Origin of the sequence: Rhodobacter sp. NSM (assembly GCF_052244495.1) — a bacterium.
GTDB lineage: Bacteria > Pseudomonadota > Alphaproteobacteria > Rhodobacterales > Rhodobacteraceae > Cereibacter_A.
In genome coordinates this window covers 363,940-384,670 of sequence record NZ_JBQPXH010000004.1, presented here as the reverse complement: position 1 = coordinate 384,670, position 20,731 = coordinate 363,940, and the positions used below count along the sequence as shown (strand labels likewise).

Here is a 20,731-nt window from a genome sequence, read left to right as displayed (position 1 = left end):
GTAAACCGCAATTGGCAGAGGGGCGGGGGGACGAGACCACGCCCCCCCGTTTCCCGCCAAGCCCGAGGGCAATGAAATGCAAGGTCAGACTATCCGCATCAGGCTGAAGGCCTTCGATTACCGGGTGCTGGACGCCAGCACCCAGGAAATCGTGAACACCGCCAAGCGGACCGGCGCGCAGGTGCGCGGCCCGATCCCGCTGCCGAACAAGATCGAGAAGTTCACCGTTCTCCGCGGTCCGCACATCGACAAGAAGTCGCGCGACCAGTGGGAGATCCGGACGCACAAGCGTCTTCTCGACATCGTCGATCCGACCCCGCAGACCGTGGACGCGCTGATGAAGCTCGACCTCGCGGCCGGCGTGGACATTCAGATCAAGGTTTGAGGGGTCCACGAAGATGCGTTCTGGTGTTATCGCCAAGAAGCTGGGCATGACCCGGCTGTTCCTCGAGGACGGGAAGCAGGTTCCCGTGACCGTCCTCCAACTAGACTCGCTTCAGGTCGTCGCTCAGCGCACGACCGAGAAGGACGGCTACACCGCCGTTCAGCTCGGCGCGGGTGCGGCCAAGGCCAAGCGCGTGTCGGCGGCCCAGCGTGGCCACTTCGCGAAAGCGAACGTGGAGCCCAAGCGCAAGATCGCCGAATTCCGCGTGACGCCTGACTGCCTTATCGACATCGGTGCCGAGATCACGGCTGACCACTACTTCGCGGGTCAGTACGTCGACATCGCCGGCACCTCGATCGGCAAGGGCTTTGCCGGTGCGATGAAGCGTCACAACTTCGGCGGTCTGCGTGCCTCGCACGGCGTGTCGATCAGCCACCGTTCGCATGGTTCGACCGGCCAGTGCCAGGACCCCGGCAAGGTGTTCAAGGGCAAGAAGATGGCCGGCCACATGGGCGCTGCCCGTGTGACCACGCAGAACCTGCAGGTCGTGCGCACCGACAGCGACCGCGGCCTGATCATGGTGAAGGGCGCCGTTCCCGGTTCGAAGGGCGGCTGGGTCACCATCAAGGACGCCGTGAAGAAGCCGGTCCCGGAACAAGCGATCCGTCCGGCGGCGATCCGCACGGCGGCCGTTGAGGAAACCTCCACCGGAGGCGAAAGCAATGAAGGCTGAAGTCATCAAGCTGGACGCGAGCCCCGCGGGCTCGATTGAACTCGACGACGCGATCTTTGGCCTCGAGCCGCGCGCCGACATCCTGCACCGCGTCGTGCGCTGGCAGCGGGCGAAGGCCCAGGCCGGCACGCATTCGGTGCTCGGCAAGTCGGACGTGAGCTACTCGACCAAGAAGATCTATCGCCAGAAAGGCACCGGCGGCGCTCGCCACGGGTCCAAGAAGGCGCCGATCTTCCGTCACGGTGGCGTCTACAAGGGCCCGACCCCGCGCAGCCACGCCCACGACCTGAACAAGAAGTTCCGGGCGCTGGGTCTGAAGCACGCGCTGTCGTCCAAGGCCACGACCGGCAACCTGATCGTGATCGAGGACATCGCCATGTCCGAGGCCAAGACCGCCCTGCTCGCCAAGGCGGTGAAGGAACTCGGCTGGAAGCGCGTGCTCGTCATCGACGGCGCCGACATCAACGAGAACTTCGCCAAGGCCGCGCGCAACCTCGAGGGCGTCGATGTGCTGCCGTCGATCGGGGCGAACGTCTATGACATCCTGAAGCGTGACACGCTCGTGATCACGAAGGCGGGTGTCGAAGCTCTGGAGGCTCGTCTGAAATGACCGCCAAACCCGAACACTACGATGTGATCCGCAAGCCGGTGATCACCGAGAAGGCGACGATGACGTCGGAAGCCAACGGCGTCGTCTTCGCCGTGGCGATGGACGCGACCAAGCCGCAGATCAAGGAAGCGGTCGAGTCGATCTTCAACGTCAAGGTCAGGGCGGTGAACACCGTCGTGACCAAGGGCAAGACCAAGAAGTTCAAGGGCCGCCCCGGCGTGCGCTCGGACCGCAAGAAGGCCTATGTGACGCTCGAGGAAGGAAACACCATCGACGTCTCGACCGGCCTCTGATACAAGGCCGCCGAATCTCGCGGCCCCGGGCTTCCGGGGCCGTGATTTTTATCATCTGGGGATCTTCGGAGCCCTGTACCGGCCCCTTCCAAGGGGTCTCTAGCTGACGGAAGACAGGAAGCATGGCACTCAAGTCGTACAAACCGACGACGCCTGGCCAGCGTGGGCTGGTTCTGATCGACCGTTCGGAGCTGTGGAAAGGCCGTCCGGTCAAGACCCTCGTCGAGGGCCTGATCAAGACCGGTGGCCGGAACAACACCGGACGCGTCACGATGTGGCACAAGGGCGGCGGGGCGAAGCGCCTCTACCGCATCGTCGATTTCAAGCGTCGCAAGTTCGACGTTCCGGCCGTGGTCGAGCGCATCGAATACGACCCGAACCGCACCGCATTCATCGCGCTCGTGCGCTATGAGGATGGCGAACTCGCCTACATCCTCGCGCCCCAGCGCCTCGCCGTTGGCGACAGCGTCGTCGCCGGCACCAAGACCGACGTGAAGCCGGGCAACGCGATGCCGTTCTCGGGCATGCCGATCGGCACGATCGTGCACAACGTCGAGCTGAAGCCGGGCAAGGGCGGCCAGATGGCCCGCGCCGCCGGCACCTACGCCCAGTTCGTCGGCCGCGATGGCGGCTATGCCCAGATCCGCCTGTCCTCGGGCGAGCTGCGCATGGTGCGCCAGGAATGCATGGCCACCGTGGGCGCCGTCTCGAACCCCGACAACTCGAACCAGAACTTCGGCAAGGCGGGCCGCATGCGGCACCTGGGCGTCCGCCCGACCGTCCGCGGCGTCGCGATGAACCCGATCGACCACCCGCACGGCGGCGGCGAAGGCCGCACCTCGGGCGGCCGTCACCCGGTCACCCCGTGGGGCAAGGGCACCAAGGGCAACCGCACCCGCAAGAGCAAGGCTTCGGACAAGCTCATTGTCCGCTCGCGGCACGCGAAGAAGAAAGGGCGCTGAGCCATGGCACGTTCTACCTGGAAAGGCCCCTTCGTCGACGGGTACCTGCTGAAGAAGGCAGAGAAGTCGCGCGAGTCGGGCAAGAACGAAGTGATCAAGATCTGGTCGCGTCGCTCCACCATCCTGCCGCAGTTCGTCGGCCTGACGTTCGGCGTCTACAACGGCAAGAAGCACGTCCCGGTCAACGTGACCGAGGAGATGATCGGCCAGAAGTTCGGTGAATATTCGCCGACGCGGACCTACTACGGTCACGCCGCCGACAAGAAAGCGAAGAGGAAGTAATCCATGGGCAAGGACAAGAACCCGCGCCGCGTGGGCGAAAACGAGGCTTTTGCCAAGGCGAAGATGCTCCGCACCTCGCCGCAGAAGCTGAACCTCGTCGCGGCCCTCATCCGTGGCAAGAAGGTGGACAAGGCGATCGCCGACCTCACCTTCTCGAAGAAGCGCATCAGCCAGGACGTGCTGAAGTGCCTGCAGTCGGCCATCGCCAACGCCGAGAACAACCATGGCCTCGACGTCGACGAACTGGTCGTGACCGAAGCCTACTGCGGCAAGAACCTCGTGATGAAGCGCGGCCGTCCGCGCGCCCGCGGCCGGTTCGGCAAGATCATGAAACCGTTCAGCGAGCTCACGATCAAGGTGAAGCAAGTCGGGGAGACTGCGTAATGGGTCAGAAGGTCAATCCGATCGGCATGCGCCTTCAGGTCAACCGGACCTGGGACAGCCGCTGGTTCGCCGAGTCGAAGGACTACGGCAACCTGCTGCTGGAAGACCTCAAGATGCGCGAGTTCATCCACGACTACGCCAAGCAGGCCGGCGTGTCGAAGGTGATCATCGAGCGTCCGCACCGGAAGTGCCGCGTGACGATCCACACCGCCCGTCCGGGCGTGATCATCGGCAAGAAGGGCGCGGATATCGAGACGCTGCGCAAGAAGCTCTCGGCCTTCACCAAGTCCGAGCTTCACCTGAACATCGTCGAGATCCGCAAGCCGGAACTGGACGCCCAGCTGGTGGCCGAGTCGATCGCCCAGCAGATGGAGCGTCGGGTGTCCTTCCGTCGCGCCATGAAGCGCGGCGTGCAGAACGCCATGCGCATCGGCGCGCTCGGCATCCGGGTCAACGTCGCGGGCCGCCTCGGCGGCGCCGAGATCGCCCGGACCGAATGGTACCGCGAGGGCCGCGTGCCGCTGCACACGCTGCGCGCCGACATCGACTACGCGACCTCCGAAGCCTCGACCCCCTACGGGATCATCGGGGTGAAGGTCTGGATCTTCAAGGGCGAGATCCTCGAGCACGATCCGCAGGCGCATGACCGCCGGCACTCGGAAGCTCAGGAAGGCGCCGCCCCGCGGCCGCCGCGCCGCGACCGCGAACGCGCGTAAGGGAGCTGAACGATGCTGCAACCTAAACGGACGAAGTTCCGCAAACAGCACAAGGGCCGCATCCACGGCGAGGCGAAGGGCGGGTTCCTCCTGAACTTCGGCGGCTTCGGCCTCAAGGCCACCGAGCCCGAGCGCGTGACCGCGCGGCAGATCGAGGCGGCCCGCCGTGCGATCACCCGCCACATGAAGCGTCAGGGCCGGGTCTGGATCCGCATCTTCCCGGATACGCCGGTGACCTCCAAGCCCACCGAAGTCCGGATGGGTAAGGGCAAGGGCTCGGTCGATTTCTGGGCGGCCAAGGTGAAGCCGGGCCGGATCATGTTCGAGATCGATGGTGTGTCGGAAACCATCGCCCGCGAGGCGCTCCGCCTCGGCGCGATGAAGCTGCCGATCACCACCCGGATCGTGGTCCGCGAGGACTGGTAAGCGTTCCTCGCAACGCTTCGGAGATCGAGGCCCCCGGATGCCGATGCGTCCGGGGGCCTTTTCATCAGGACGGGGCCGGTGCGCGATTCTTTCGCTTGCCCTTCAGGCCAAGCTCCTGTAGCAGGCTGCATCCTGCGGATTCCGGGCCACCGGATTCGCGGATTTGTCATTGATCCACCAGGTTCAAGGTGACCCTGCCAAGGTCGGGGGCCCTCTGGTGATTGAAGAAGGAAAGAGGCGATGACCACCGCCCAGGAACTGCGGTCCAAGACCCCGGACCAGCTCCGCGACCAGCTCGTGGCGCTCAAGAAAGAGGCCTTCAACCTCCGCTTCCAGCAGGCCACCGGCCAGCTCGAGAACACCGCCCGCATGCGCGCCGTCCGTCGTGACGTCGCCCGCATCAAGACGGTCCTGAACGAGATGGCCGCTTCGGCCGCTGCGAACTGAGAGGGAGGCTTCCATGCCCAAACGCATCCTGCAAGGCACCGTGACCAGCGACAAGAACGAGCAGACCGTGACGGTCCTCGTCGAGCGTCGCTTCAAGCACCCGCTGCTGAAGAAGACGGTCCGCCTGTCGAAGAAATACCGGGCGCATGACCCGGAGAACCAGTTCAAGGTCGGCGACGTCGTCCGCATCGAGGAATGCGCGCCCATCTCGAAGACGAAGCGCTGGAAGGTCGTGACCGAAGCCGTCGTGGCTTGACGTCCGCCTTCCTGCCTGAACGAAACCCTGGGGCCGCGGGATCAAGCGGTCCCCAAAGGTCGGGAGAAACCAAATGATCCAGATGCAGACCAATCTGGATGTCGCTGACAACTCTGGCGCTCGCCGAGTTCAGTGCATCAAGGTTCTGGGTGGTTCCCACCGTCGCTATGCCAGCGTCGGCGACATCATCGTGGTGTCGGTGAAGGAAGCCATCCCGCGCGGTCGCGTGAAGAAGGGCGATGTCCGCAAGGCCGTCGTCGTGCGCACCGCCAAGGAAGTCCGTCGTGAGGACGGCACCACGATCCGCTTCGACCGCAATGCCGCCGTCATCCTGAACAACCAAGGCGAACCGGTCGGCACCCGTATCTTCGGGCCGGTCGTGCGCGAGCTGCGTGCCAAGAACTTCATGAAAATCATCTCGCTGGCTCCGGAGGTGCTCTGATGGCTGCGAAGCTGAAGAAGGGTGACCGCGTCGTCGTGCTGGCCGGCAAGGACAAGGGCAAGCAGGGCGAGATCACCGCGGTGATGCCGAAGGACAACAAGGCCGTGGTCGAGGGCGTGAACATCGCCATCCGTCACGCCAAGCAGACGCCGACCCAGCAGGGCGGCCGCCTGCCGAAGGCCATGCCGATCGATCTCTCCAACCTGGCGCTCGTCGATGCCAACGGCAAGGCGACCCGCGTCGGCTTCCGGTTCGAGGGCGACAAGAAGGTCCGCTACGCCAAGACCACGGGGGATGTCATCTGATGCTCGACCAGACCAACTACACCCCGCGCCTGAAGGCGGCCTACGCGAACACCGTTCGCGCCGCTCTGAAGGAACAGTTCGGCTACAAGAACGACATGCAGATCCCGCGTCTGGACAAGATCGTCCTGAACATGGGTGTCGGCGAGGCGGTCAAGGACACCAAGAAGGTGAAGACCGCCGCGGACGAACTCTCGATGATCGCCGGTCAGAAGGCCGTCATCACCCACGCCAAGAAGTCGATCGCCGGCTTCCGCGTGCGCGAACTGATGCCGCTGGGCTGCAAGGTCACGCTTCGCGGCGACCGCATGTACGAATTCCTCGACCGTCTGATCACGATCGCGCTGCCTCGCGTCCGCGACTTCCGCGGCGTCAAGGGCAACTCGTTCGACGGCCGCGGCAACTACGCGATGGGCCTGAAAGAGCAGTTCGTGTTCCCCGAGATCAACTTCGACAAGGTCGACGAGGTTCTCGGCATGGACATCATCATCTGCACCACCGCGAAGACCGACGCGGAAGCGAAGGCGCTGTTGAAGCAGTTCAACATGCCGTTCATCAGCTGATCGCGGGAGAGAGAAGAGTATGGCGAAGAAATCCATGATCGAACGCGAGATCAAGCGCGCGAAGATGGTGCAGCAATATGCTGCCAAGCGCGCCTCGCTGAAGGAGATCACCACCAACGCGGACCTGCCGATGGAGCAGCGCTTCAAGGCGCAGCTCAAGCTGGCGGAACTGCCGCGCAACTCGTCGGCCACGCGGATCCACAACCGCTGCCAGCTGACGGGCCGTCCGCATGCGTATTATCGCAAGCTGAAACTCTCGCGGATCATGCTGCGTGAACTGGCCTCGTTCGGCCAGATCCCCGGCATGGTGAAGTCGAGCTGGTAAGGAGATCGGGATATGTCTGTGAACGATCCGCTCGGCGATATGCTGACCCGCATCCGCAACGCGCAGCTGCGTGGCAAGTCCACGGTGAGCACGCCGGCCTCCAGGCTTCGCGCCTGGGTGCTCGACGTGCTCCAGGCCGAGGGCTACATCCGCGGCTACGAGAAGAAGGAAACCGAGAACGGCCAGGGCGAACTGGTCATCTCGCTGAAGTACTTCGAGGGCACCCCGGTGATCCGCGAACTCAAGCGCGTGTCCAAGCCCGGCCGCCGCGTCTACATGGCCACGAAGGACCTTCCGAGCGTCCGCAACGGCCTCGGCGTGTCGATCATCTCCACGCCGAAAGGCGTCATGTCCGATGCGAGCGCCCGCTCCGCCAATGTTGGCGGCGAAGTGCTCTGCACCGTGTTCTGAGGAGGGTTCAATGTCTCGTATCGGCAAGAAACCCGTTCCGCTGCCGAAAGGCGTGACGGCCTCGATCTCGGGCCAGTCCATCGAAGTGAAGGGCCCCAAGGGCACCCGCAACTTCTCGGCGACCGACGACGTGACCCTCGCCATGGACGAAGGCGCCGTCACGGTGACCCCGCGGGGCACCTCGAAGCGCGCGCGCCAGCAGTGGGGCATGGTCCGGTCGCAGGTCGAGAACCTCGTCACCGGCGTGACCACCGGCTTCAAGAAGGAGCTTGAGATCACCGGTGTGGGTTACCGCGCCCAGATGGCCGGCAACGTGCTGAAGCTGTCGCTCGGCTACTCGCATGACGTCAACTTCGAGGTTCCGGCGGGCGTGACCGTCACGACCCCGAAGCAGACCGAGATCACCGTCGAAGGCATCGACCAGCAGCTGGTCGGCCAGGTGGCGGCGAACATCCGCGAGTGGCGGCGTCCCGAGCCCTACAAGGGCAAGGGCATCCGCTACAAGGACGAGTTCATCTTCCGCAAGGAAGGCAAGAAGAAGTAAGGGGCGCGACAATGGCGAACACGAAAAGAGAGCTGTTCCTCAAGCGCCGCCTGCGCGTCCGGAACAAACTGAAAGCTTCGGCGAACGGACGGCTCCGGCTGTCCGTCCATCGTTCCTCGAAGAACATCAGCGTCCAGCTGATCGACGATGCGAGCGGTGTCACCCTGGCGGCGGCCTCGACCCTCGAAAAGGGCCTGGGCTTCGTCGGCAAGAACAACGTCGAGGCGTCGGCGGCCGTGGGTCGCGCAATCGCCGAGCGGGCGAAGGCGGCGGGCATCGAAGCCTGCTACTTCGACCGCGGCGGTTTCCTCTTTCACGGGAAGATCAAGGCTCTGGCCGACGCTGCCCGTGAAGGCGGCCTGAAGTTCTGAGGAGTAAGACGATGGCAGAGAGAGAGAACCGCCGGGACCGTCGCGACGATCGTTCGCGCGAGGAAACCCCGGAATTCGCCGATCGTCTGGTGGCGATCAACCGCGTCTCCAAGACCGTGAAGGGCGGCAAGCGCTTCGGCTTTGCGGCTCTGGTGGTCGTGGGCGACCAGCGCGGCCGCGTCGGCTTCGGCAAGGGCAAGGCCAAGGAAGTGCCGGAAGCCATCCGCAAGGCGACCGAGCAGGCCAAGCGTCAGATGATCCGCGTCGCCCTCCGCGACGGCCGGACGCTGCACCATGACCAGGAAGGCCGCCACGGCGCCGGCAAGGTCGTGATGCGCGCCGCCGTTCCGGGGACGGGGATCATCGCGGGCGGCCCGATGCGCGCCGTGTTCGAGATGCTCGGCATCCAGGACGTGGTTGCGAAGTCGCTCGGCTCGCAGAACCCCTACAACATGATCCGTGCCACGATGGACGGTCTGAAGCGGGAATCCAGCCCTCGTCAAGTCGCGCAGCGCCGCGGCAAGAAGGTGGCCGACATCCTGAAGAAGCCGGAAGCCGAAGTGGCGGAAGCGTAAGGAGTCCGGACCATGGCGAAAACGATCATCGTGAAGCAGGTCCGGTCGGCAGCGCGCCGCCCGGCCGTTCAGACCGCGGTCCTCAAGGGCCTCGGACTGAACAAGATGCACCGGACCCGGGAACTGGAAGACACGCCGTCGATCCGCGGCATGGTCGCCAAGATCCCGCATCTGGTCGAGATCATCGAAGAGCGCGGCTGAGCCCCGTCTTCGTGTGGATTGGACGCCCCGGATCTTCCGGGGCGTCCTGCGTTCAGGCCCGCAGGGGATGACGTGCATGGTGTGGGCAACGATTCTTGCCCTGCTGGTCGGGCTTGCCGGGGTCAATCCCGTTCCGGGCCCGGCGCATGGTGGCGGCTGTCGAAAGAGTTCGCCCCCGGGGCAATGCTGTCATATGGACCGCAAGCGGGGAGAGGTGCATTGCCATTGAGCGAGGCCCTTTCCTCCCTTGATCCAGGACGGCCAAGAGACTATAGGCGTGCGGCGGCCTGAGGGCCGCTTTCAAACAAGAAATGCCGTGTTCGTCCCATCCGTCGCTGGCGGGGCGGTTCCGGCCAGGAGATAGCGACATGAAACTGAACGAACTTCGCGACAACGAAGGCGCAGCCCGCAAGAAGAAGCGCGTGGCTCGCGGCCCGGGCTCGGGCAAGGGCAAGACCGCCGGCCGTGGTATCAAAGGCCAGAAGTCGCGGTCGGGCGTGGCCCTGAACGGCTACGAAGGCGGCCAGATGCCGCTCTACCGGCGTCTGCCGAAGCGCGGCTTCACCAAGCCGAACCGCAAGGAATATGCCGTGGTCAACCTCGGCCTGATCCAGAAGTTCGTCGACGCCGGCAAGCTGGACGCCAGCCAGCCGATCGACGAGACCGCGATCGTGGCCGCGGGCGTGACCTCGCACAAGCGCGACGGCATCCGGGTGCTCGGCAAGGGCGAGATCACCGCGAAGCTCGCGCTGACCGTCACGGGCGCCTCGAAGTCGGCGGTGGAAGCCGTCGAGAAAGCCGGTGGCTCGATCACCCTGACCGCTCCGGCTGCGGCGGCCGCCAGCGCAGAATAAGGTTGTGGCTGCGCCCTCGGGCGCATACATCACCTCCGAGTTTTCCCGCGCCGCCGACCCGGAGAACGGATCGGCGGCGCCGTCATGAAAGAGACCGGGCATGGCATCTGCTGCAGAGCAAATGGCGGCGAACCTGAGTTGGGGCGCCCTCGGCAAGGCCACCGACCTTCGCCAACGCATCTTCTTCACCATCGGCCTGCTGATGGTGTACCGCCTCGGAACCTACATTCCGGTGCCGGGCATCGACGGCTCGGCTCTGCGCGAGTTCATGGACAGCGCCACCGCCGGGATCGGCGGGATGCTGAACATGTTCACGGGTGGCGCGATCAGCCGGATGGGCGTCTTCGCGCTGGGGATCATGCCCTACATCTCGGCCTCGATCATCGTGCAGCTGATGGCCTCGATGGTGCCGAAGCTCGAGCAGCTCAAGAAGGAAGGCGAGCAGGGGCGCAAGAAGATCAACCAGTACACCCGCTACGGCACGGTGTTCCTGGCGACCTTCCAGGCCTGGGGCATCGCGATGAGCCTCGAGGCGGGCGATCTCGTGACTGATCCGGGGATGTTCTTCCGCGCCGCCTGCGTCATCACGCTGGTCGGCGGCACCATGTTCCTGATGTGGCTCGGTGAGCAGATCACCGCGCGCGGGATCGGCAACGGGATCTCGCTCATCATCTTCGTGGGTATCGTGGCCGAGGTGCCGGCTCATATCGCACAGTTCCTCAGCCAGGGCCGGTCGGGCGCGATCAGCCCGGCGGTGATCGTCGGCGTGATCGCCATGGTGATCGCGGTGATCACCTTCGTGGTCTTCATGGAGCGCGCGCTCCGCAAGATCCACATCCAGTATCCGCGGCGTCAGGTCGGCATGAAGATCTATGACGGCGGCTCGTCGCACCTGCCGGTGAAGGTCAACCCTGCGGGCGTGATCCCGGCGATCTTCGCCTCGTCGCTCCTGCTGCTGCCGGTGACGATCTCGACCTTTTCGGGCCAGCAGACCGGCCCGGTCATGTCGACGATCCTCGCCTATTTCGGCCCCGGCCAGCCGCTCTACCTCGCGTTCTTCGCCGGCATGATCGTCTTCTTCGCCTATTTCTATACGGCGAACGTGGCCTTCAAGGTCGACGACGTTGCCGAGAACCTGAAGAACCAGAACGGCTTCATTCCGGGCATCCGGCCCGGCAAGAAGACCGAGGAATACCTCGAATACGTCGTGAACCGGATCCTCGTGCTCGGCTCGGCCTATCTGGCGGCCGTCTGCCTGCTGCCCGAGATCCTGCGCAACCAGCTCGGCATTCCCTTCTACTTCGGGGGAACGTCGGTGCTGATCGTGGTCTCGGTCACGATGGATACGATCAACCAGGTCCAGTCGCACCTGCTCGCCCATCAGTACGAGGGGCTGATCGAGCGGTCGCAACTGAGGGGAAGGAAGCGGACCGGAGCAAAGGCTCCGACCCGCCGCTGAGGGAAGAGTAATGGTGAATGTGATACTTCTGGGGCCGCCGGGTGCGGGCAAGGGCACACAGGCAAAGCGGCTCGAGGAAGGCCGTGGCATGGTGCAGCTCTCGACCGGCGACATGCTGCGCGAGGCCAAGACCTCCGGCTCGGAGATGGGCCGGCGTGCGGCCGAGGTGATGGACCGGGGCGAACTCGTCACCGACGACATCGTCATCGGCCTGATCCGCGAGAAGCTGCAGTCGCCGTCCGCCGGTGGCTTCATCTTCGACGGCTTTCCGCGCACCCTGAAGCAGGCCGACACCCTTGGTGAACTTCTGGCCCAGACAGGTCAGCAGCTCGACGCCGTGATCGAGATGCAGGTGGACGACGCGGCGCTCGTCGCACGGATCACCGGCCGCTACTCCTGCGGCAACTGCGGCGCGGTCTATCACGACGAGACGAAGCCCACGAAGGTCGAAGGGGTTTGCGACGTCTGCGGCTCGACCGATCTGCGCCGCCGCGCGGATGACACCGCCGAAGCGCTCTCGAAGCGGCTGATGGAGTACTACAAGAAGACCTCGCCGCTCATCGGCTACTACTACGCGCGGGGGCAGCTGTCCTCGGTCGATGGACTGGCCGAGATGGACGAGGTCTCGGCGGCGATCGCGAAGGTTCTTGACAAGCGCGGGTGACTTTGCATCCGGCCTTGACGGCCGGATCAAAAGCCCATAGATCACGGCGTCCCGCGAGGGAATCGTCCGGGGCGGCATCCCGTCCTGCGGCGAACAGTCCGGAGCGACTGCCGTCTCCGGTGGTTGTGAAAAAAGGTCCTGGCATTACGGGACCGCAACAAAAGGAAGAAACGTTTGGCACGTATTGCTGGCGTCAACATCCCGACCGCGAAACGGGTTCCGGTCGCGCTCACCTACATCACGGGAATCGGCCCCTTCATCGCCGGCCAGATCTGCGAAGCCACGGGGATCGACCCGTCGCGCCGCGTGAACGACCTGACCGATGCCGAAGTTCTGGCGATCCGCGAGTACATCGACGCGAACATCACCGTCGAGGGCGACCTGCGTCGCGAGACCTCGATGAACATCAAGCGCCTGATGGACCTCGGCTGCTACCGCGGCCTGCGTCACCGTCGCGGCCTGCCGGTGCGCGGCCAGCGCACCCACACCAACGCCCGCACCCGCAAGGGCCCGGCGAAAGCCATTGCCGGCAAGAAGAAATAAGGGGCGCTGAGACATGGCTCGTGACAAGACCCGCATGAAGCGCAAGGAACGCAAGAACATCGCCGCCGGCGTTGCTCATGTGAACTCCTCGTTCAACAACACCAAGATCCTGATCTCCGACGTGCAGGGCAACGCGATCTCCTGGTCGTCGGCCGGCACGATGGGCTTCAAGGGCTCGCGCAAGTCGACGCCCTACGCCGCCCAGATGGCTGCCGAGGACGCCGCCAAGAAGGCCCAGGAACATGGCATGAAGACCATCGAGGTCGAGGTGCAGGGCCCGGGCTCGGGCCGCGAATCGGCGCTGCGCGCGCTGGCCGCTGCCGGCCTCAACATTACCTCGATCCGCGACGTGACGCCGATGGCGCACAACGGCTGCCGTCCGCCGAAGCGCCGTCGCGTCTGACGTCACACTCATCGGGTCGGGCCGTGCCATCTGGCGCGGCCCGATCGACTTGTTCAGATCCTCGGGCGTTGCCGGCTAACGGACATGGGCTGGCGACAGGTATGGAGGCAAACGCATGATCCACAAGAACTGGGCCGAGCTGATCAAGCCGACGCAGCTGGTCGTCAAGCCGGGTGCCGATCCGGCCCGGGTCGCCACCGTGATCGCCGAACCGCTCGAGCGCGGCTTCGGCCTGACACTCGGCAACGCGCTGCGCCGCGTGCTGCTCTCGTCGCTGCAAGGTGCCGCGATCACCTCCGTCCAGATCGACAACGTGCTGCACGAGTTCTCGTCCGTTGCGGGCGTGCGCGAGGACGTGACCGACATCGTGCTGAACCTCAAGGGCGTCTCCATCAAGATGGAAGTCGAGGGCCCGAAGCGGCTTTCGATCTCGGCCAAGGGGCCGGGCGTGGTGACGGCCGGTGACATCTCCGAATCGAATGGCATCGAGATCCTGAACAAGGATCACGTGATCTGCCACCTCGATGAAGGCGCGGACGTGTTCATGGAGCTGACCGTGAACACCGGCAAAGGCTATGTCGCCGCCGACAAGAACCGGCCGGAAGATGCGCCGATCGGCCTCATTCCGATCGACGCGATCTATTCGCCGGTGAAGAAGGTGAGCTACGAGGTCACGCCCACCCGCGAGGGTCAGGTGCTCGACTATGACAAGCTGACCATGCGGATCGAGACCGACGGCGGCCTGACTCCGGACGACGCCGTGGCCTATGCCGCGCGCATCCTCCAGGATCAGCTGTCGATCTTCGTCAATTTCGAAGAGCCGGAATCGGCCACCCGCCACGATGTTGAGGATGGGCTGGAATTCAACCCGCTCCTCCTCAAGAAGGTGGACGAGCTCGAATTGTCGGTGCGTTCGGCAAATTGCCTGAAGAACGACAATATCGTCTACATCGGCGACCTGATCCAGAAGACGGAAGCCGAAATGCTGCGCACGCCGAACTTCGGCCGCAAGTCGCTGAACGAGATCAAGGAAGTGCTCTCGGGCATGGGCCTCCACCTCGGCATGGATGTCGAGGACTGGCCGCCGGAGAACATCGAGGACCTCGCCAAGCGCTTCGAAGACCAGTTCTGAGGGCGGGGGCTTCGGCCCCCCTCTCGCTTCCCGGGCAATTCCGCCCCAATGACGCCCTCCGCAACGCACGAAGGGCCGGACAAAGCAAAACGCGATAGGAGACTCCCATGCGTCACGCCCGCGGCTACCGCCGCCTGAACCGCACCCACGAGCACCGCAAGGCGCTCTTCGCCAACATGGCCGGCTCGCTGATCGAGCACGAGCAGATCAAGACGACGCTGCCGAAGGCCAAGGAACTGCGCCCGATCATCGAAAAGCTGGTGACGCTCGCGAAGCGCGGCGACCTGCACGCCCGCCGCCAGGCGGCAGCCCAGCTGAAGGAAGACCGGCACGTCACGCGCCTGTTCGAGATTCTGGGGCCGCGCTATGCCGAGCGCGCCGGCGGCTATGTCCGTGTCCTGAAGGCTGGCTTCCGTTACGGCGACATGGCGCCCATGGCGATCATCGAGTTTGTCGACCGCGATCCGAACGCGAAGGGTGCCGCCGACAAGGCACGCGTTGCCGCAGAGGAAGCGCTGGAAGAATAAGGCCGCTGCTGCGGACGACCATTACCGGGCCCGCCTCTTCGGAGGCGGGCCTATTTCTTTTTGTGATAGCGGCTTATTCGATCCACCGCCTTACGGATGCCGTCTCGGCAAAAGGCAGCGTGACGCCGACTGATTCACCATTGCTAAAAAACGTGTTTGCTTCATGAGGTGATTGCAATAAAGCTGTGACTGTGGATGGTGCCTTGCTCGGTCTAAAAGTCGGCGCTTGTCCATCCCAATCGGTTTCGCTGCGTATTGTTTCCCAAATGACGCTAAATTCAAAACTAGATCTGGAAGTCAGCCAGTTGCGGCGCATCGCCACTTCGGGCTACTTCATGGGTCTGCATATTCGTTTTGCTTCGCCGTTGATCACGTTGCAATCATACCGGGAAGATTGGATCGAGTATTACACGGAAAAAGGATATGTATTGTATGATCCGTCGATCCAGTGGGCGCTGAGCAAGCAGGGTGTTTGCCGTTGGCGCGATCTTGCAGCCCATGATCGGCAAGGCGTTTTCGATGCCGCGCGAAAATTCGACCTCAACTACGGCATTACCTGCTCCTGGGAGTCGGAAGCCTCGCGGAGTATCGGGAGTTTCGCGCGAGCAGATCGGGAATTCACCGACCGCGAGATGGAGCTCGTTTTTGCGCTCTTTCAGCGTGTGCATGACCTCACGCTTCCGCCGGACCGGTTGACCCAGCCGCAGATCGAGGCGTTGCGCTGCATCGCCAACGGTGACCGTCACGCGGCGGCAGCCCTGAAGCTCGGCATTTCCGAAAGCGCGCTGAAGGCCCGCATCGCAGGAGCGCGCCAGCGCCTCGGCGCCCGCACGACGGCCGAGGCAATCCAGCGCGCCAAGGACTACCGGCTGATCTGACGCTTGCGCCGGCGCGGGGGCTGCCTACATATCGCCCCGTTCCATGAGGTTCCCATGCGCCAGGTCCTGCTCGTCCTTTCCGTGATCGTCTCGCTGTTTCCCGTGGCCGCCTCGGCCGAGACACGGGTGCCGGAGTCTGCTGCCGAGATCTCGTTGACCTTTGCTCCGGTGGTCCGCTCGGCCGCACCCGCGGTCGTGAACATCTATGCCACGCGGGTCGTCGCGCAGCGGGTGAGCCCCTTCGCTGCGGATCCCTTCTTCGACCAGCTGTTCCGTGACTTCGGTCGCCGCCAGCCGCGGGTGCAGAACTCGCTCGGTTCGGGCGTGATCGTCTCCGCGGACGGGGTGGTGGTCTCGAATTACCATGTGGTGGGGCAGGCGGACGCCATCCGCGTGGTGCTGAACGACCGGCGGGAATACGAGGCCGAGGTGATGCTGGCCGATCAGGACAGCGACCTGGCGGTGCTGAAGCTGAAGGGGGCGGATGGTCTGCCGCATCTGCCGCTTCGCGACTCGGACGGGGTCGAGGTGGGCGAGCTGGTGCTGGCCATCGGCAACCCTTTCGGCGTGGGCCAGACCGTCTCGCAGGGGATCGTCTCGGGGCTTGCGCGGTCGGGCCTGTCGATAGATGGCGGGCGCGGCTACTTCGTGCAGACCGACGCGGCGATCAACCCCGGCAATTCCGGCGGGGCGCTGGTGGACACGGCGGGGCGGCTCGTGGGCATCAACACCGCGATCCTCACCCAGTCCGGCGGCTCGAACGGGATCGGCTTCGCGATTCCGGCGAACCTCGTGCGCAGCTTCCTCGCGCAGGCGGAGGCGGGCGAGAGCCGCTTCCAGCGACCGTGGGCCGGGGTCAACGGTCAGGCTGTCGACGCGGCCATGGCCGAGGCGATGGGGCTCGACCGCCCCGAGGGTGTGGTATTGACCGAGCTCGACGCGGCGAGCCCCTTCCGCGCCGCGGGCCTGCGGCCGGGCGACGTGGTGGTGGCGCTCGGCGGCCAGCGCACCGACAGCCCGCAGGAGGTGATGTTCCGCCTTTCCTCAATGGGCATCGGCTCGCAGGCCATTGTCACCTACCTTCGCGACGGCGAGAGCCGCGAGACAAGGGTCGCGCTGATCGCGGCGCCCGAGACGCCCCCGCGCGAGACGCTGATCCTGCGCGACTCGGTCTTCGCCGGCCTCACCGTCGAGCGGCTGAACCCGGCGGTCCGCGCCGAGCTGAACCTGCCGCTGACGCTCGAGGGCGTGGTGGTGCGCGGGGCGGAGGCGACGGCCGGGCGCGCGGGCCTTCGGCCCGGCGACATCCTGCTCGAGATCAACGGCCGCCGCATCGAGCGTCCTCGCGACGTGGAGGCGGCCGCGCGAGAGCGGGTGCGCTGGTGGCAGATCGACGTGCTGCGCGACGGACAGCCGCTGCGTCTGCGCTTCCGTCTCTGACCCTTCCCCCGCCCCCGCGGCGCGCGTAGGCTTCGCCCATGTCCGACCTCTTCGACCGAGAGCCCGCGCCCGCGCAGCCCGATGCGCCCCGACCGCTCGCCGACCGGCTGCGGCCGAAGACGCTGGCCGAGGTGATCGGGCAGGAGAAGGTGCTGTCACCCGACGGGCCGCTGGGCGCCATGCTGGCCTCGGACAGCCTCTCGTCGCTGATCCTCTGGGGACCGCCGGGCGTGGGCAAGACCACAATCGCGCGGTTGCTCGCGAAGGAGACCGACCTCGCCTTCGTGCAGATCTCGGCGATCTTCACCGGGGTCCCCGACCTGCGGAAGGTGTTCGAGGCCGCCAAGCTCCGGCGCGCGAACGGGCAGGGGACGCTGCTTTTCGTTGACGAGATCCACCGTTTCAACAAGGCCCAGCAGGACGGCTTCCTGCCCCACATGGAGGACGGGACCATCCTCCTCGTGGGCGCCACGACCGAGAACCCGTCCTTCGAGCTGAACGCGGCCCTCATGTCGCGGGCGCAGGTGATCGTGCTCGAGCGGCTGAGCCTCGCCGATCTCGAGCGCCTCGCCCAACGGGCCGAGCAGGAGACGGGACGTGCCCTTCCGCTCGACGGCCCCGCGCGCGAGGCACTGCTGGAGATGGCCGACGGAGACGGCCGGGCGCTTCTGAACCTCGTCGAGCAGGTGATGGCCTGGAAGGTCACGGGCCACCTCGACCGCGACCAGCTTGCCACCCGGCTCATGCGGCGGGCCGCGAAATACGACAAGTCGGGCGAGGAGCATTACAACCTCATCTCGGCGCTGCACAAATCCGTGCGAGGGTCCGACCCCGATGCCGCGCTCTACTGGTTCGCCCGGATGCTCGAGGGCGGCGAGGATCCGCGCTTCCTCGCCCGGCGCATCACGCGGATGGCGGTCGAGGACATCGGCCTTGCCGATCCGCAGGCGCAGGGGATCTGCCTCGAGGCCTGGGCCACGTACGAGCGGCTGGGCTCGCCCGAGGGCGAACTCGCGCTGGCCGAGGCGCTGGTCTATCTGGCGCTCAGCCCCAAGTCGAATGCGGTCTATACCGCCTACAAGGCCGCGCGGGCGGCGGCGAAGCAGACCGGCTCCGAGCCGCCGCCGAAGCACATCCTGAATGCGCCGACGAAGATGATGAAGGAGATCGGCTACGGCTCGGGCTACCAGTATGACCATGATGCCGAGGACGGCTTCTCGGGCCAGAACTACTTCCCCGAGGGCATGAAGCGCCCGGTCTGGTATCTGCCGCAGGAGCGGGGTTTCGAGCGGGAACTGAAGAAGCGCACCGACTATTTCTCCAAGCTCCGCGCCAAGCGGCAGGGCGGTTGACATTGAGCTGTGCGGGGAACAGAGAAGCGCGATGATCAGCTCTCTTCTACAGGTGGCGCTTGGTGGCGCCCTCGGCGCGTCGGCGCGCTATCTGACCAATGTCGGCAGCATGCGTCTCTTCGGCTCGGGCTTCCCGGCCGGGACCATGATTGTCAACGTCGCAGGCTCGTTCCTGATGGGCGTGCTGGTGGTGGTGCTGGCCCACAAGGGCAACCGTTACGCGCCACTCCTCATGACGGGGATGCTGGGCGGCTTCACCACCTTCTCGGCCTTTTCGCTGGATGCGGTCACGCTCTACGAGCGCGGGCAGGTGGGGCTGGCCGCGACCTATGTGGTGCTTTCGGTGGTGCTGTCGCTCGCGGGGCTGATGGCGGGCATGGCGGCGGTTCGGGGATTGATGGCATGAGCAGCGTGCAGCTTCTGAAGGTGACGGCAGATGAAGGTGAGCAGCGGCTCGACCGCTGGTTCAAGCGCCGCTTTCCGCAGGTGACGCAGGGCGCCGTCGAGAAGATGTGCCGGACGGGGCAGGTGCGGGTGGACGGCGCGCGGGCCAAGGCTTCGGACCGCGTGGCCGAGGGGATGGAGATCCGCGTGCCCCCGCTGCCCGACCCGGACGCGCCGCGTCCGCAGGCATCGCGGGTCACGAAGTCCGACGAGCAGATGATCCAGGATTGCGTGATCTACCGCGACAATGACATCATCGTGTTGAACAAGCCCGCGGGTCTGCCCTCGCAGGGCGGCTCGGGGCAGGGCGAGCGCCATGTCGACGGGCTGACCGAGGCGCTGAAGTTCGGCTACAAGGAGCGGCCGAAGCTGGTGCATCGGCTCGACAAGGACACCTCGGGTGTGCTGGTTCTGGCGCGCACCGACCGCGTGGCGCGGGCGCTCTCCGAGAGCTTCCGCCACCGCAACACGCGCAAGATCTACTGGGCGCTGGTCGCGGGCGTGCCCAGCCCCAAGCAGGGCTCGATCAAGTATGCGCTGATGAAGGCGCCGGGCCACGGGCGCGGCGGCGAGGGCGAGAAGATGCTCTGCATCCATCCCGCCAAGGTGGGCGATCATCCCGAGGCCAAGCGGGCGCAGACCGACTTCTTCACCCTCTGGTTCCTTGGCAGCCGCTGCGCCTGGATGGCGCTGTCTCCGATCACCGGGCGCACGCACCAGCTGCGTGCCCACATGGCCGAGCTGGGTCATCCGATCGTGGGCGACGGGAAATACGGCGGGTCGAGCCAGGACAATATGGGCGACGGCTGGGGCGCGCAGATCGGCGGCGAGGTGAGCCGCAAGCTGCATCTCCACGCGCGCAGCCTGACCATCGAGCATCCGATCCGGAAGGAACCCGTGACCTTCACCGCACCTCTGCCGCCGCACATGACCAAGACGTGGAAGCTGCTCGACTGGAAGGAGGGCGACGTGCCCGAAGATCCGTTCGGGGCGCGCTGATGTCGGGCTGGGCGGCGAAGCGCTTCTGGAAAGAGGCGAGCGTGGTGGAGGAGGGCGAGGGCTGGACGGTCTGGCTCGACGGGCGCAGCGTCCGCACGCCGGCCAAGCGGCCGCTGATCCTGCCGACGCGGGCGCTGGCCGAGGCGGTCGCCGCCGAATGGCAGGCGCAGGAGGCCACGATCCGGCCCGAGACGATGCCTTTCACGCGCGCCGCCAATTCTGCGCTCGACAAGGTCGCCCCGCAGTTCGACGAGGTGACGGAGATGCTCGCCGACTACGGCGGCACCGACCTCGTCTGCTACCGCGCGACCGGCCCCGCGGCCCTCATCGCGCGGCAGGCCGAGGCATGGGATCCGATTCTGGCCTGGGCAGCCGAGGCCTTCGGCGCCTCGCTCGAGGCCACGTCCGGCGTGATGCACCGCCCCCAGCCGGAGGTGAGCCTCGTTCGGCTGTCTGCCCGCGTCCGCACACTTTCTCCGTTCCAGATCGCGGCCTTCCACGACCTCGTGGCGATCTCCGGTTCGCTTCTGCTCGCCTTGGGCGTGATCGAGGGACATATCCTTCCGGAGGAGGCCTGGGAGTTGTCGCGGGTCGACGAAAACTGGCAGATCGAGCAGTGGGGCGAGGACGAGGAAGCGGCTGAAATCACCGCCGCCCGGCGCAGCGCCTTCCTCCAGGCTGCGCGATTCTACGCATTGTGTGGATGACCATTCTCCGGCAGGAGCAGGGGCATCGTCGCAATTTCGCACAATAGATTCGCAAAGACGTGAATTTGCTGCGATATTGACCGCTTCAGCGGTTTGACTTG

Annotated in this window: 33 protein-coding genes; all 33 read left to right on the top strand. The window is 65.4% G+C overall.

Features of this window, described 5'->3' with window-relative positions:
• The first annotated feature begins 76 nt into the window (after nucleotides 1-76).
• The 33 genes from rpsJ to ACTVZP_RS11445 all read left to right on the top strand — a co-directional run bounded on the left by rpsJ (nucleotide 77) and on the right by ACTVZP_RS11445 (nucleotide 20,630).
• The gene (rpsJ, locus tag ACTVZP_RS11605; RefSeq protein ID WP_002722490.1) at nucleotides 77-385 is read left to right on the top strand and encodes a 30S ribosomal protein S10; all 309 of its coding nucleotides are present in this window, start codon (nucleotides 77-79) and stop codon (nucleotides 383-385) included.
• A 13-nt stretch (nucleotides 386-398) separates the two neighbouring features.
• A complete protein-coding gene (gene rplC, locus ACTVZP_RS11600; RefSeq protein WP_443212299.1) occupies nucleotides 399-1,118 on the top strand; it encodes a 50S ribosomal protein L3 in 720 nt (239 codons plus the stop codon).
• Nucleotides 1,108-1,728: a 50S ribosomal protein L4 gene (gene rplD / locus ACTVZP_RS11595; RefSeq protein ID WP_443212298.1), complete on the top strand. Its 621-nt coding sequence runs from the start codon at nucleotides 1,108-1,110 to the stop codon at nucleotides 1,726-1,728. Before rplC ends, rplD begins: the two co-directional genes overlap by 11 nt.
• Nucleotides 1,725-2,021, top strand: a complete 297-nt coding sequence (locus ACTVZP_RS11590; protein ID WP_443212297.1) for a 50S ribosomal protein L23 — start codon at nucleotides 1,725-1,727, stop codon at nucleotides 2,019-2,021. The genes rplD and ACTVZP_RS11590 overlap by 4 nt, the downstream gene beginning before the upstream one ends.
• 122 nt (nucleotides 2,022-2,143) lie before the next feature.
• Nucleotides 2,144-2,983 (top strand): 50S ribosomal protein L2, encoded by an 840-nt coding sequence (rplB, locus tag ACTVZP_RS11585; protein WP_443212296.1) that lies wholly within the window; start codon nucleotides 2,144-2,146, stop codon nucleotides 2,981-2,983.
• A gap of 3 nt (nucleotides 2,984-2,986) precedes the next feature.
• Nucleotides 2,987-3,265, top strand: coding sequence for a 30S ribosomal protein S19 (gene rpsS / locus ACTVZP_RS11580; protein ID WP_002722496.1), 279 nt, complete (start codon nucleotides 2,987-2,989; stop codon nucleotides 3,263-3,265).
• Nucleotides 3,266-3,268: 3 nt separating this feature from the next.
• Complete coding sequence (gene rplV / locus ACTVZP_RS11575; protein WP_443212295.1) at nucleotides 3,269-3,649, top strand: 50S ribosomal protein L22; 381 nt, start codon at nucleotides 3,269-3,271, stop codon at nucleotides 3,647-3,649.
• Nucleotides 3,649-4,365: a 30S ribosomal protein S3 gene (rpsC, locus tag ACTVZP_RS11570; protein ID WP_443212294.1), complete on the top strand. Its 717-nt coding sequence runs from the start codon at nucleotides 3,649-3,651 to the stop codon at nucleotides 4,363-4,365. The genes rplV and rpsC overlap by 1 nt, the downstream gene beginning before the upstream one ends.
• A 12-nt stretch (nucleotides 4,366-4,377) precedes the next feature.
• Nucleotides 4,378-4,791: a 50S ribosomal protein L16 gene (gene rplP / locus ACTVZP_RS11565; RefSeq protein ID WP_011909481.1), complete on the top strand. Its 414-nt coding sequence runs from the start codon at nucleotides 4,378-4,380 to the stop codon at nucleotides 4,789-4,791.
• Nucleotides 4,792-5,031: 240 nt separating this feature from the next.
• Complete coding sequence (gene rpmC, locus ACTVZP_RS11560) at nucleotides 5,032-5,238, top strand: 50S ribosomal protein L29 (protein ID WP_002722500.1); 207 nt, start codon at nucleotides 5,032-5,034, stop codon at nucleotides 5,236-5,238.
• Nucleotides 5,239-5,251: 13 nt separating this feature from the next.
• Nucleotides 5,252-5,494, top strand: a complete 243-nt coding sequence (gene rpsQ, locus ACTVZP_RS11555) for a 30S ribosomal protein S17 (protein WP_443212293.1) — start codon at nucleotides 5,252-5,254, stop codon at nucleotides 5,492-5,494.
• A gap of 73 nt (nucleotides 5,495-5,567) precedes the next feature.
• Nucleotides 5,568-5,936 carry a 50S ribosomal protein L14 gene (gene rplN / locus ACTVZP_RS11550; RefSeq protein WP_002722508.1) on the top strand — a complete coding sequence of 123 codons (369 nt, stop codon included), beginning with the start codon at nucleotides 5,568-5,570 and terminating at the stop codon, nucleotides 5,934-5,936.
• Entirely contained in the window at nucleotides 5,936-6,241 is a 306-nt protein-coding gene (rplX, locus tag ACTVZP_RS11545; RefSeq protein WP_443212292.1) for a 50S ribosomal protein L24, read from the top strand. The genes rplN and rplX overlap by 1 nt, the downstream gene beginning before the upstream one ends.
• Nucleotides 6,241-6,801: a 50S ribosomal protein L5 gene (gene rplE, locus ACTVZP_RS11540; protein WP_443212291.1), complete on the top strand. Its 561-nt coding sequence runs from the start codon at nucleotides 6,241-6,243 to the stop codon at nucleotides 6,799-6,801. Before rplX ends, rplE begins: the two co-directional genes overlap by 1 nt.
• A gap of 19 nt (nucleotides 6,802-6,820) precedes the next feature.
• Entirely contained in the window at nucleotides 6,821-7,126 is a 306-nt protein-coding gene (gene rpsN / locus ACTVZP_RS11535) for a 30S ribosomal protein S14 (protein ID WP_002722514.1), read from the top strand.
• A 12-nt stretch (nucleotides 7,127-7,138) separates the two neighbouring features.
• Nucleotides 7,139-7,537: a 30S ribosomal protein S8 gene (gene rpsH, locus ACTVZP_RS11530; protein WP_002722516.1), complete on the top strand. Its 399-nt coding sequence runs from the start codon at nucleotides 7,139-7,141 to the stop codon at nucleotides 7,535-7,537.
• Nucleotides 7,538-7,547: 10 nt separating this feature from the next.
• On the top strand, nucleotides 7,548-8,081 hold the full coding sequence (rplF, locus tag ACTVZP_RS11525) for a 50S ribosomal protein L6 (RefSeq protein WP_443212290.1): 534 nt from the start codon (nucleotides 7,548-7,550) through the stop codon (nucleotides 8,079-8,081).
• 11 nt (nucleotides 8,082-8,092) lie between these two features.
• On the top strand, nucleotides 8,093-8,452 hold the full coding sequence (gene rplR / locus ACTVZP_RS11520) for a 50S ribosomal protein L18 (protein WP_443212289.1): 360 nt from the start codon (nucleotides 8,093-8,095) through the stop codon (nucleotides 8,450-8,452).
• 11 nt (nucleotides 8,453-8,463) lie between these two features.
• A complete protein-coding gene (gene rpsE / locus ACTVZP_RS11515) occupies nucleotides 8,464-9,027 on the top strand; it encodes a 30S ribosomal protein S5 (RefSeq protein ID WP_002722522.1) in 564 nt (187 codons plus the stop codon).
• A gap of 12 nt (nucleotides 9,028-9,039) precedes the next feature.
• Nucleotides 9,040-9,228, top strand: a complete 189-nt coding sequence (gene rpmD / locus ACTVZP_RS11510) for a 50S ribosomal protein L30 (protein WP_002722524.1) — start codon at nucleotides 9,040-9,042, stop codon at nucleotides 9,226-9,228.
• A 368-nt stretch (nucleotides 9,229-9,596) separates the two neighbouring features.
• Nucleotides 9,597-10,082 carry a 50S ribosomal protein L15 gene (rplO, locus tag ACTVZP_RS11505; protein WP_443212288.1) on the top strand — a complete coding sequence of 162 codons (486 nt, stop codon included), beginning with the start codon at nucleotides 9,597-9,599 and terminating at the stop codon, nucleotides 10,080-10,082.
• Between the two features lie 100 nt (nucleotides 10,083-10,182).
• Nucleotides 10,183-11,541 carry a preprotein translocase subunit SecY gene (secY, locus tag ACTVZP_RS11500; RefSeq protein WP_443212287.1) on the top strand — a complete coding sequence of 453 codons (1,359 nt, stop codon included), beginning with the start codon at nucleotides 10,183-10,185 and terminating at the stop codon, nucleotides 11,539-11,541.
• Between the two features lie 10 nt (nucleotides 11,542-11,551).
• Complete coding sequence (locus ACTVZP_RS11495) at nucleotides 11,552-12,205, top strand: adenylate kinase (protein WP_443212286.1); 654 nt, start codon at nucleotides 11,552-11,554, stop codon at nucleotides 12,203-12,205.
• Nucleotides 12,206-12,379: 174 nt separating this feature from the next.
• A complete protein-coding gene (gene rpsM / locus ACTVZP_RS11490) occupies nucleotides 12,380-12,748 on the top strand; it encodes a 30S ribosomal protein S13 (RefSeq protein ID WP_443212285.1) in 369 nt (122 codons plus the stop codon).
• A 13-nt stretch (nucleotides 12,749-12,761) separates the two neighbouring features.
• Nucleotides 12,762-13,151: a 30S ribosomal protein S11 gene (gene rpsK / locus ACTVZP_RS11485; protein WP_011909468.1), complete on the top strand. Its 390-nt coding sequence runs from the start codon at nucleotides 12,762-12,764 to the stop codon at nucleotides 13,149-13,151.
• A 115-nt stretch (nucleotides 13,152-13,266) separates the two neighbouring features.
• Nucleotides 13,267-14,283, top strand: a complete 1,017-nt coding sequence (locus ACTVZP_RS11480) for a DNA-directed RNA polymerase subunit alpha (protein WP_002722536.1) — start codon at nucleotides 13,267-13,269, stop codon at nucleotides 14,281-14,283.
• 107 nt (nucleotides 14,284-14,390) lie between these two features.
• Nucleotides 14,391-14,810 carry a 50S ribosomal protein L17 gene (rplQ, locus tag ACTVZP_RS11475; RefSeq protein WP_443212284.1) on the top strand — a complete coding sequence of 140 codons (420 nt, stop codon included), beginning with the start codon at nucleotides 14,391-14,393 and terminating at the stop codon, nucleotides 14,808-14,810.
• Between the two features lie 266 nt (nucleotides 14,811-15,076).
• Nucleotides 15,077-15,688, top strand: a complete 612-nt coding sequence (locus ACTVZP_RS11470) for an autoinducer binding domain-containing protein (RefSeq protein ID WP_443212312.1) — start codon at nucleotides 15,077-15,079, stop codon at nucleotides 15,686-15,688.
• 54 nt (nucleotides 15,689-15,742) lie between these two features.
• Nucleotides 15,743-17,128: a trypsin-like peptidase domain-containing protein gene (locus ACTVZP_RS11465; protein ID WP_443212283.1), complete on the top strand. Its 1,386-nt coding sequence runs from the start codon at nucleotides 15,743-15,745 to the stop codon at nucleotides 17,126-17,128.
• Between the two features lie 38 nt (nucleotides 17,129-17,166).
• Complete coding sequence (locus ACTVZP_RS11460; protein ID WP_443212282.1) at nucleotides 17,167-18,480, top strand: replication-associated recombination protein A; 1,314 nt, start codon at nucleotides 17,167-17,169, stop codon at nucleotides 18,478-18,480.
• A 31-nt stretch (nucleotides 18,481-18,511) separates the two neighbouring features.
• Nucleotides 18,512-18,886 carry a fluoride efflux transporter CrcB gene (gene crcB, locus ACTVZP_RS11455; RefSeq protein WP_443212281.1) on the top strand — a complete coding sequence of 125 codons (375 nt, stop codon included), beginning with the start codon at nucleotides 18,512-18,514 and terminating at the stop codon, nucleotides 18,884-18,886.
• Nucleotides 18,883-19,923, top strand: coding sequence for an RluA family pseudouridine synthase (locus tag ACTVZP_RS11450; RefSeq protein ID WP_443212280.1), 1,041 nt, complete (start codon nucleotides 18,883-18,885; stop codon nucleotides 19,921-19,923). The genes crcB and ACTVZP_RS11450 overlap by 4 nt, the downstream gene beginning before the upstream one ends.
• On the top strand, nucleotides 19,923-20,630 hold the full coding sequence (locus ACTVZP_RS11445; protein WP_443212279.1) for an ATP12 family chaperone protein: 708 nt from the start codon (nucleotides 19,923-19,925) through the stop codon (nucleotides 20,628-20,630). The genes ACTVZP_RS11450 and ACTVZP_RS11445 overlap by 1 nt, the downstream gene beginning before the upstream one ends.
• Nucleotides 20,631-20,731: the final 101 nt, after the last annotated feature.

Excerpts from the sequence above, each read along its gene's own strand:
- rplB (WP_443212296.1), top strand. The coding sequence starts at position 2,144 with ATGGCACTCAAGTCGTACAAACCGACGACGCCTGGCCAGCGTGGGCTG.
- rpmC (WP_002722500.1), top strand. The coding sequence starts at position 5,032 with ATGACCACCGCCCAGGAACTGCGGTCCAAGACCCCGGACCAGCTCCGC.
- rpsQ (WP_443212293.1), top strand. The coding sequence starts at position 5,252 with ATGCCCAAACGCATCCTGCAAGGCACCGTGACCAGCGACAAGAACGAG.
- rpsC (WP_443212294.1), top strand. The coding sequence starts at position 3,649 with ATGGGTCAGAAGGTCAATCCGATCGGCATGCGCCTTCAGGTCAACCGG.
- ACTVZP_RS11470 (WP_443212312.1), top strand. The coding sequence starts at position 15,077 with ATGACGCTAAATTCAAAACTAGATCTGGAAGTCAGCCAGTTGCGGCGC.
- ACTVZP_RS11590 (WP_443212297.1), top strand. The coding sequence starts at position 1,725 with ATGACCGCCAAACCCGAACACTACGATGTGATCCGCAAGCCGGTGATC.
- rplR (WP_443212289.1), top strand. The coding sequence starts at position 8,093 with ATGGCGAACACGAAAAGAGAGCTGTTCCTCAAGCGCCGCCTGCGCGTC.
- rplX (WP_443212292.1), top strand. The coding sequence starts at position 5,936 with ATGGCTGCGAAGCTGAAGAAGGGTGACCGCGTCGTCGTGCTGGCCGGC.
- rplN (WP_002722508.1), top strand. The coding sequence starts at position 5,568 with ATGATCCAGATGCAGACCAATCTGGATGTCGCTGACAACTCTGGCGCT.
- ACTVZP_RS11460 (WP_443212282.1), top strand. The coding sequence starts at position 17,167 with ATGTCCGACCTCTTCGACCGAGAGCCCGCGCCCGCGCAGCCCGATGCG.
- rplQ (WP_443212284.1), top strand. The coding sequence starts at position 14,391 with ATGCGTCACGCCCGCGGCTACCGCCGCCTGAACCGCACCCACGAGCAC.
- rplV (WP_443212295.1), top strand. The coding sequence starts at position 3,269 with ATGGGCAAGGACAAGAACCCGCGCCGCGTGGGCGAAAACGAGGCTTTT.
- rplF (WP_443212290.1), top strand. The coding sequence starts at position 7,548 with ATGTCTCGTATCGGCAAGAAACCCGTTCCGCTGCCGAAAGGCGTGACG.
- rpsS (WP_002722496.1), top strand. The coding sequence starts at position 2,987 with ATGGCACGTTCTACCTGGAAAGGCCCCTTCGTCGACGGGTACCTGCTG.
- rpsK (WP_011909468.1), top strand. The coding sequence starts at position 12,762 with ATGGCTCGTGACAAGACCCGCATGAAGCGCAAGGAACGCAAGAACATC.
- rplD (WP_443212298.1), top strand. The coding sequence starts at position 1,108 with ATGAAGGCTGAAGTCATCAAGCTGGACGCGAGCCCCGCGGGCTCGATT.
- ACTVZP_RS11445 (WP_443212279.1), top strand. The coding sequence starts at position 19,923 with ATGTCGGGCTGGGCGGCGAAGCGCTTCTGGAAAGAGGCGAGCGTGGTG.
- rpsJ (WP_002722490.1), top strand. The coding sequence starts at position 77 with ATGCAAGGTCAGACTATCCGCATCAGGCTGAAGGCCTTCGATTACCGG.
- rplP (WP_011909481.1), top strand. The coding sequence starts at position 4,378 with ATGCTGCAACCTAAACGGACGAAGTTCCGCAAACAGCACAAGGGCCGC.
- rpmD (WP_002722524.1), top strand. The coding sequence starts at position 9,040 with ATGGCGAAAACGATCATCGTGAAGCAGGTCCGGTCGGCAGCGCGCCGC.
- crcB (WP_443212281.1), top strand. The coding sequence starts at position 18,512 with ATGATCAGCTCTCTTCTACAGGTGGCGCTTGGTGGCGCCCTCGGCGCG.
- ACTVZP_RS11480 (WP_002722536.1), top strand. The coding sequence starts at position 13,267 with ATGATCCACAAGAACTGGGCCGAGCTGATCAAGCCGACGCAGCTGGTC.
- ACTVZP_RS11495 (WP_443212286.1), top strand. The coding sequence starts at position 11,552 with ATGGTGAATGTGATACTTCTGGGGCCGCCGGGTGCGGGCAAGGGCACA.
- rpsN (WP_002722514.1), top strand. The coding sequence starts at position 6,821 with ATGGCGAAGAAATCCATGATCGAACGCGAGATCAAGCGCGCGAAGATG.
- rplO (WP_443212288.1), top strand. The coding sequence starts at position 9,597 with ATGAAACTGAACGAACTTCGCGACAACGAAGGCGCAGCCCGCAAGAAG.
- ACTVZP_RS11465 (WP_443212283.1), top strand. The coding sequence starts at position 15,743 with ATGCGCCAGGTCCTGCTCGTCCTTTCCGTGATCGTCTCGCTGTTTCCC.
- rplC (WP_443212299.1), top strand. The coding sequence starts at position 399 with ATGCGTTCTGGTGTTATCGCCAAGAAGCTGGGCATGACCCGGCTGTTC.
- rpsE (WP_002722522.1), top strand. The coding sequence starts at position 8,464 with ATGGCAGAGAGAGAGAACCGCCGGGACCGTCGCGACGATCGTTCGCGC.
- ACTVZP_RS11450 (WP_443212280.1), top strand. The coding sequence starts at position 18,883 with ATGAGCAGCGTGCAGCTTCTGAAGGTGACGGCAGATGAAGGTGAGCAG.
- rplE (WP_443212291.1), top strand. The coding sequence starts at position 6,241 with ATGCTCGACCAGACCAACTACACCCCGCGCCTGAAGGCGGCCTACGCG.
- secY (WP_443212287.1), top strand. The coding sequence starts at position 10,183 with ATGGCATCTGCTGCAGAGCAAATGGCGGCGAACCTGAGTTGGGGCGCC.
- rpsH (WP_002722516.1), top strand. The coding sequence starts at position 7,139 with ATGTCTGTGAACGATCCGCTCGGCGATATGCTGACCCGCATCCGCAAC.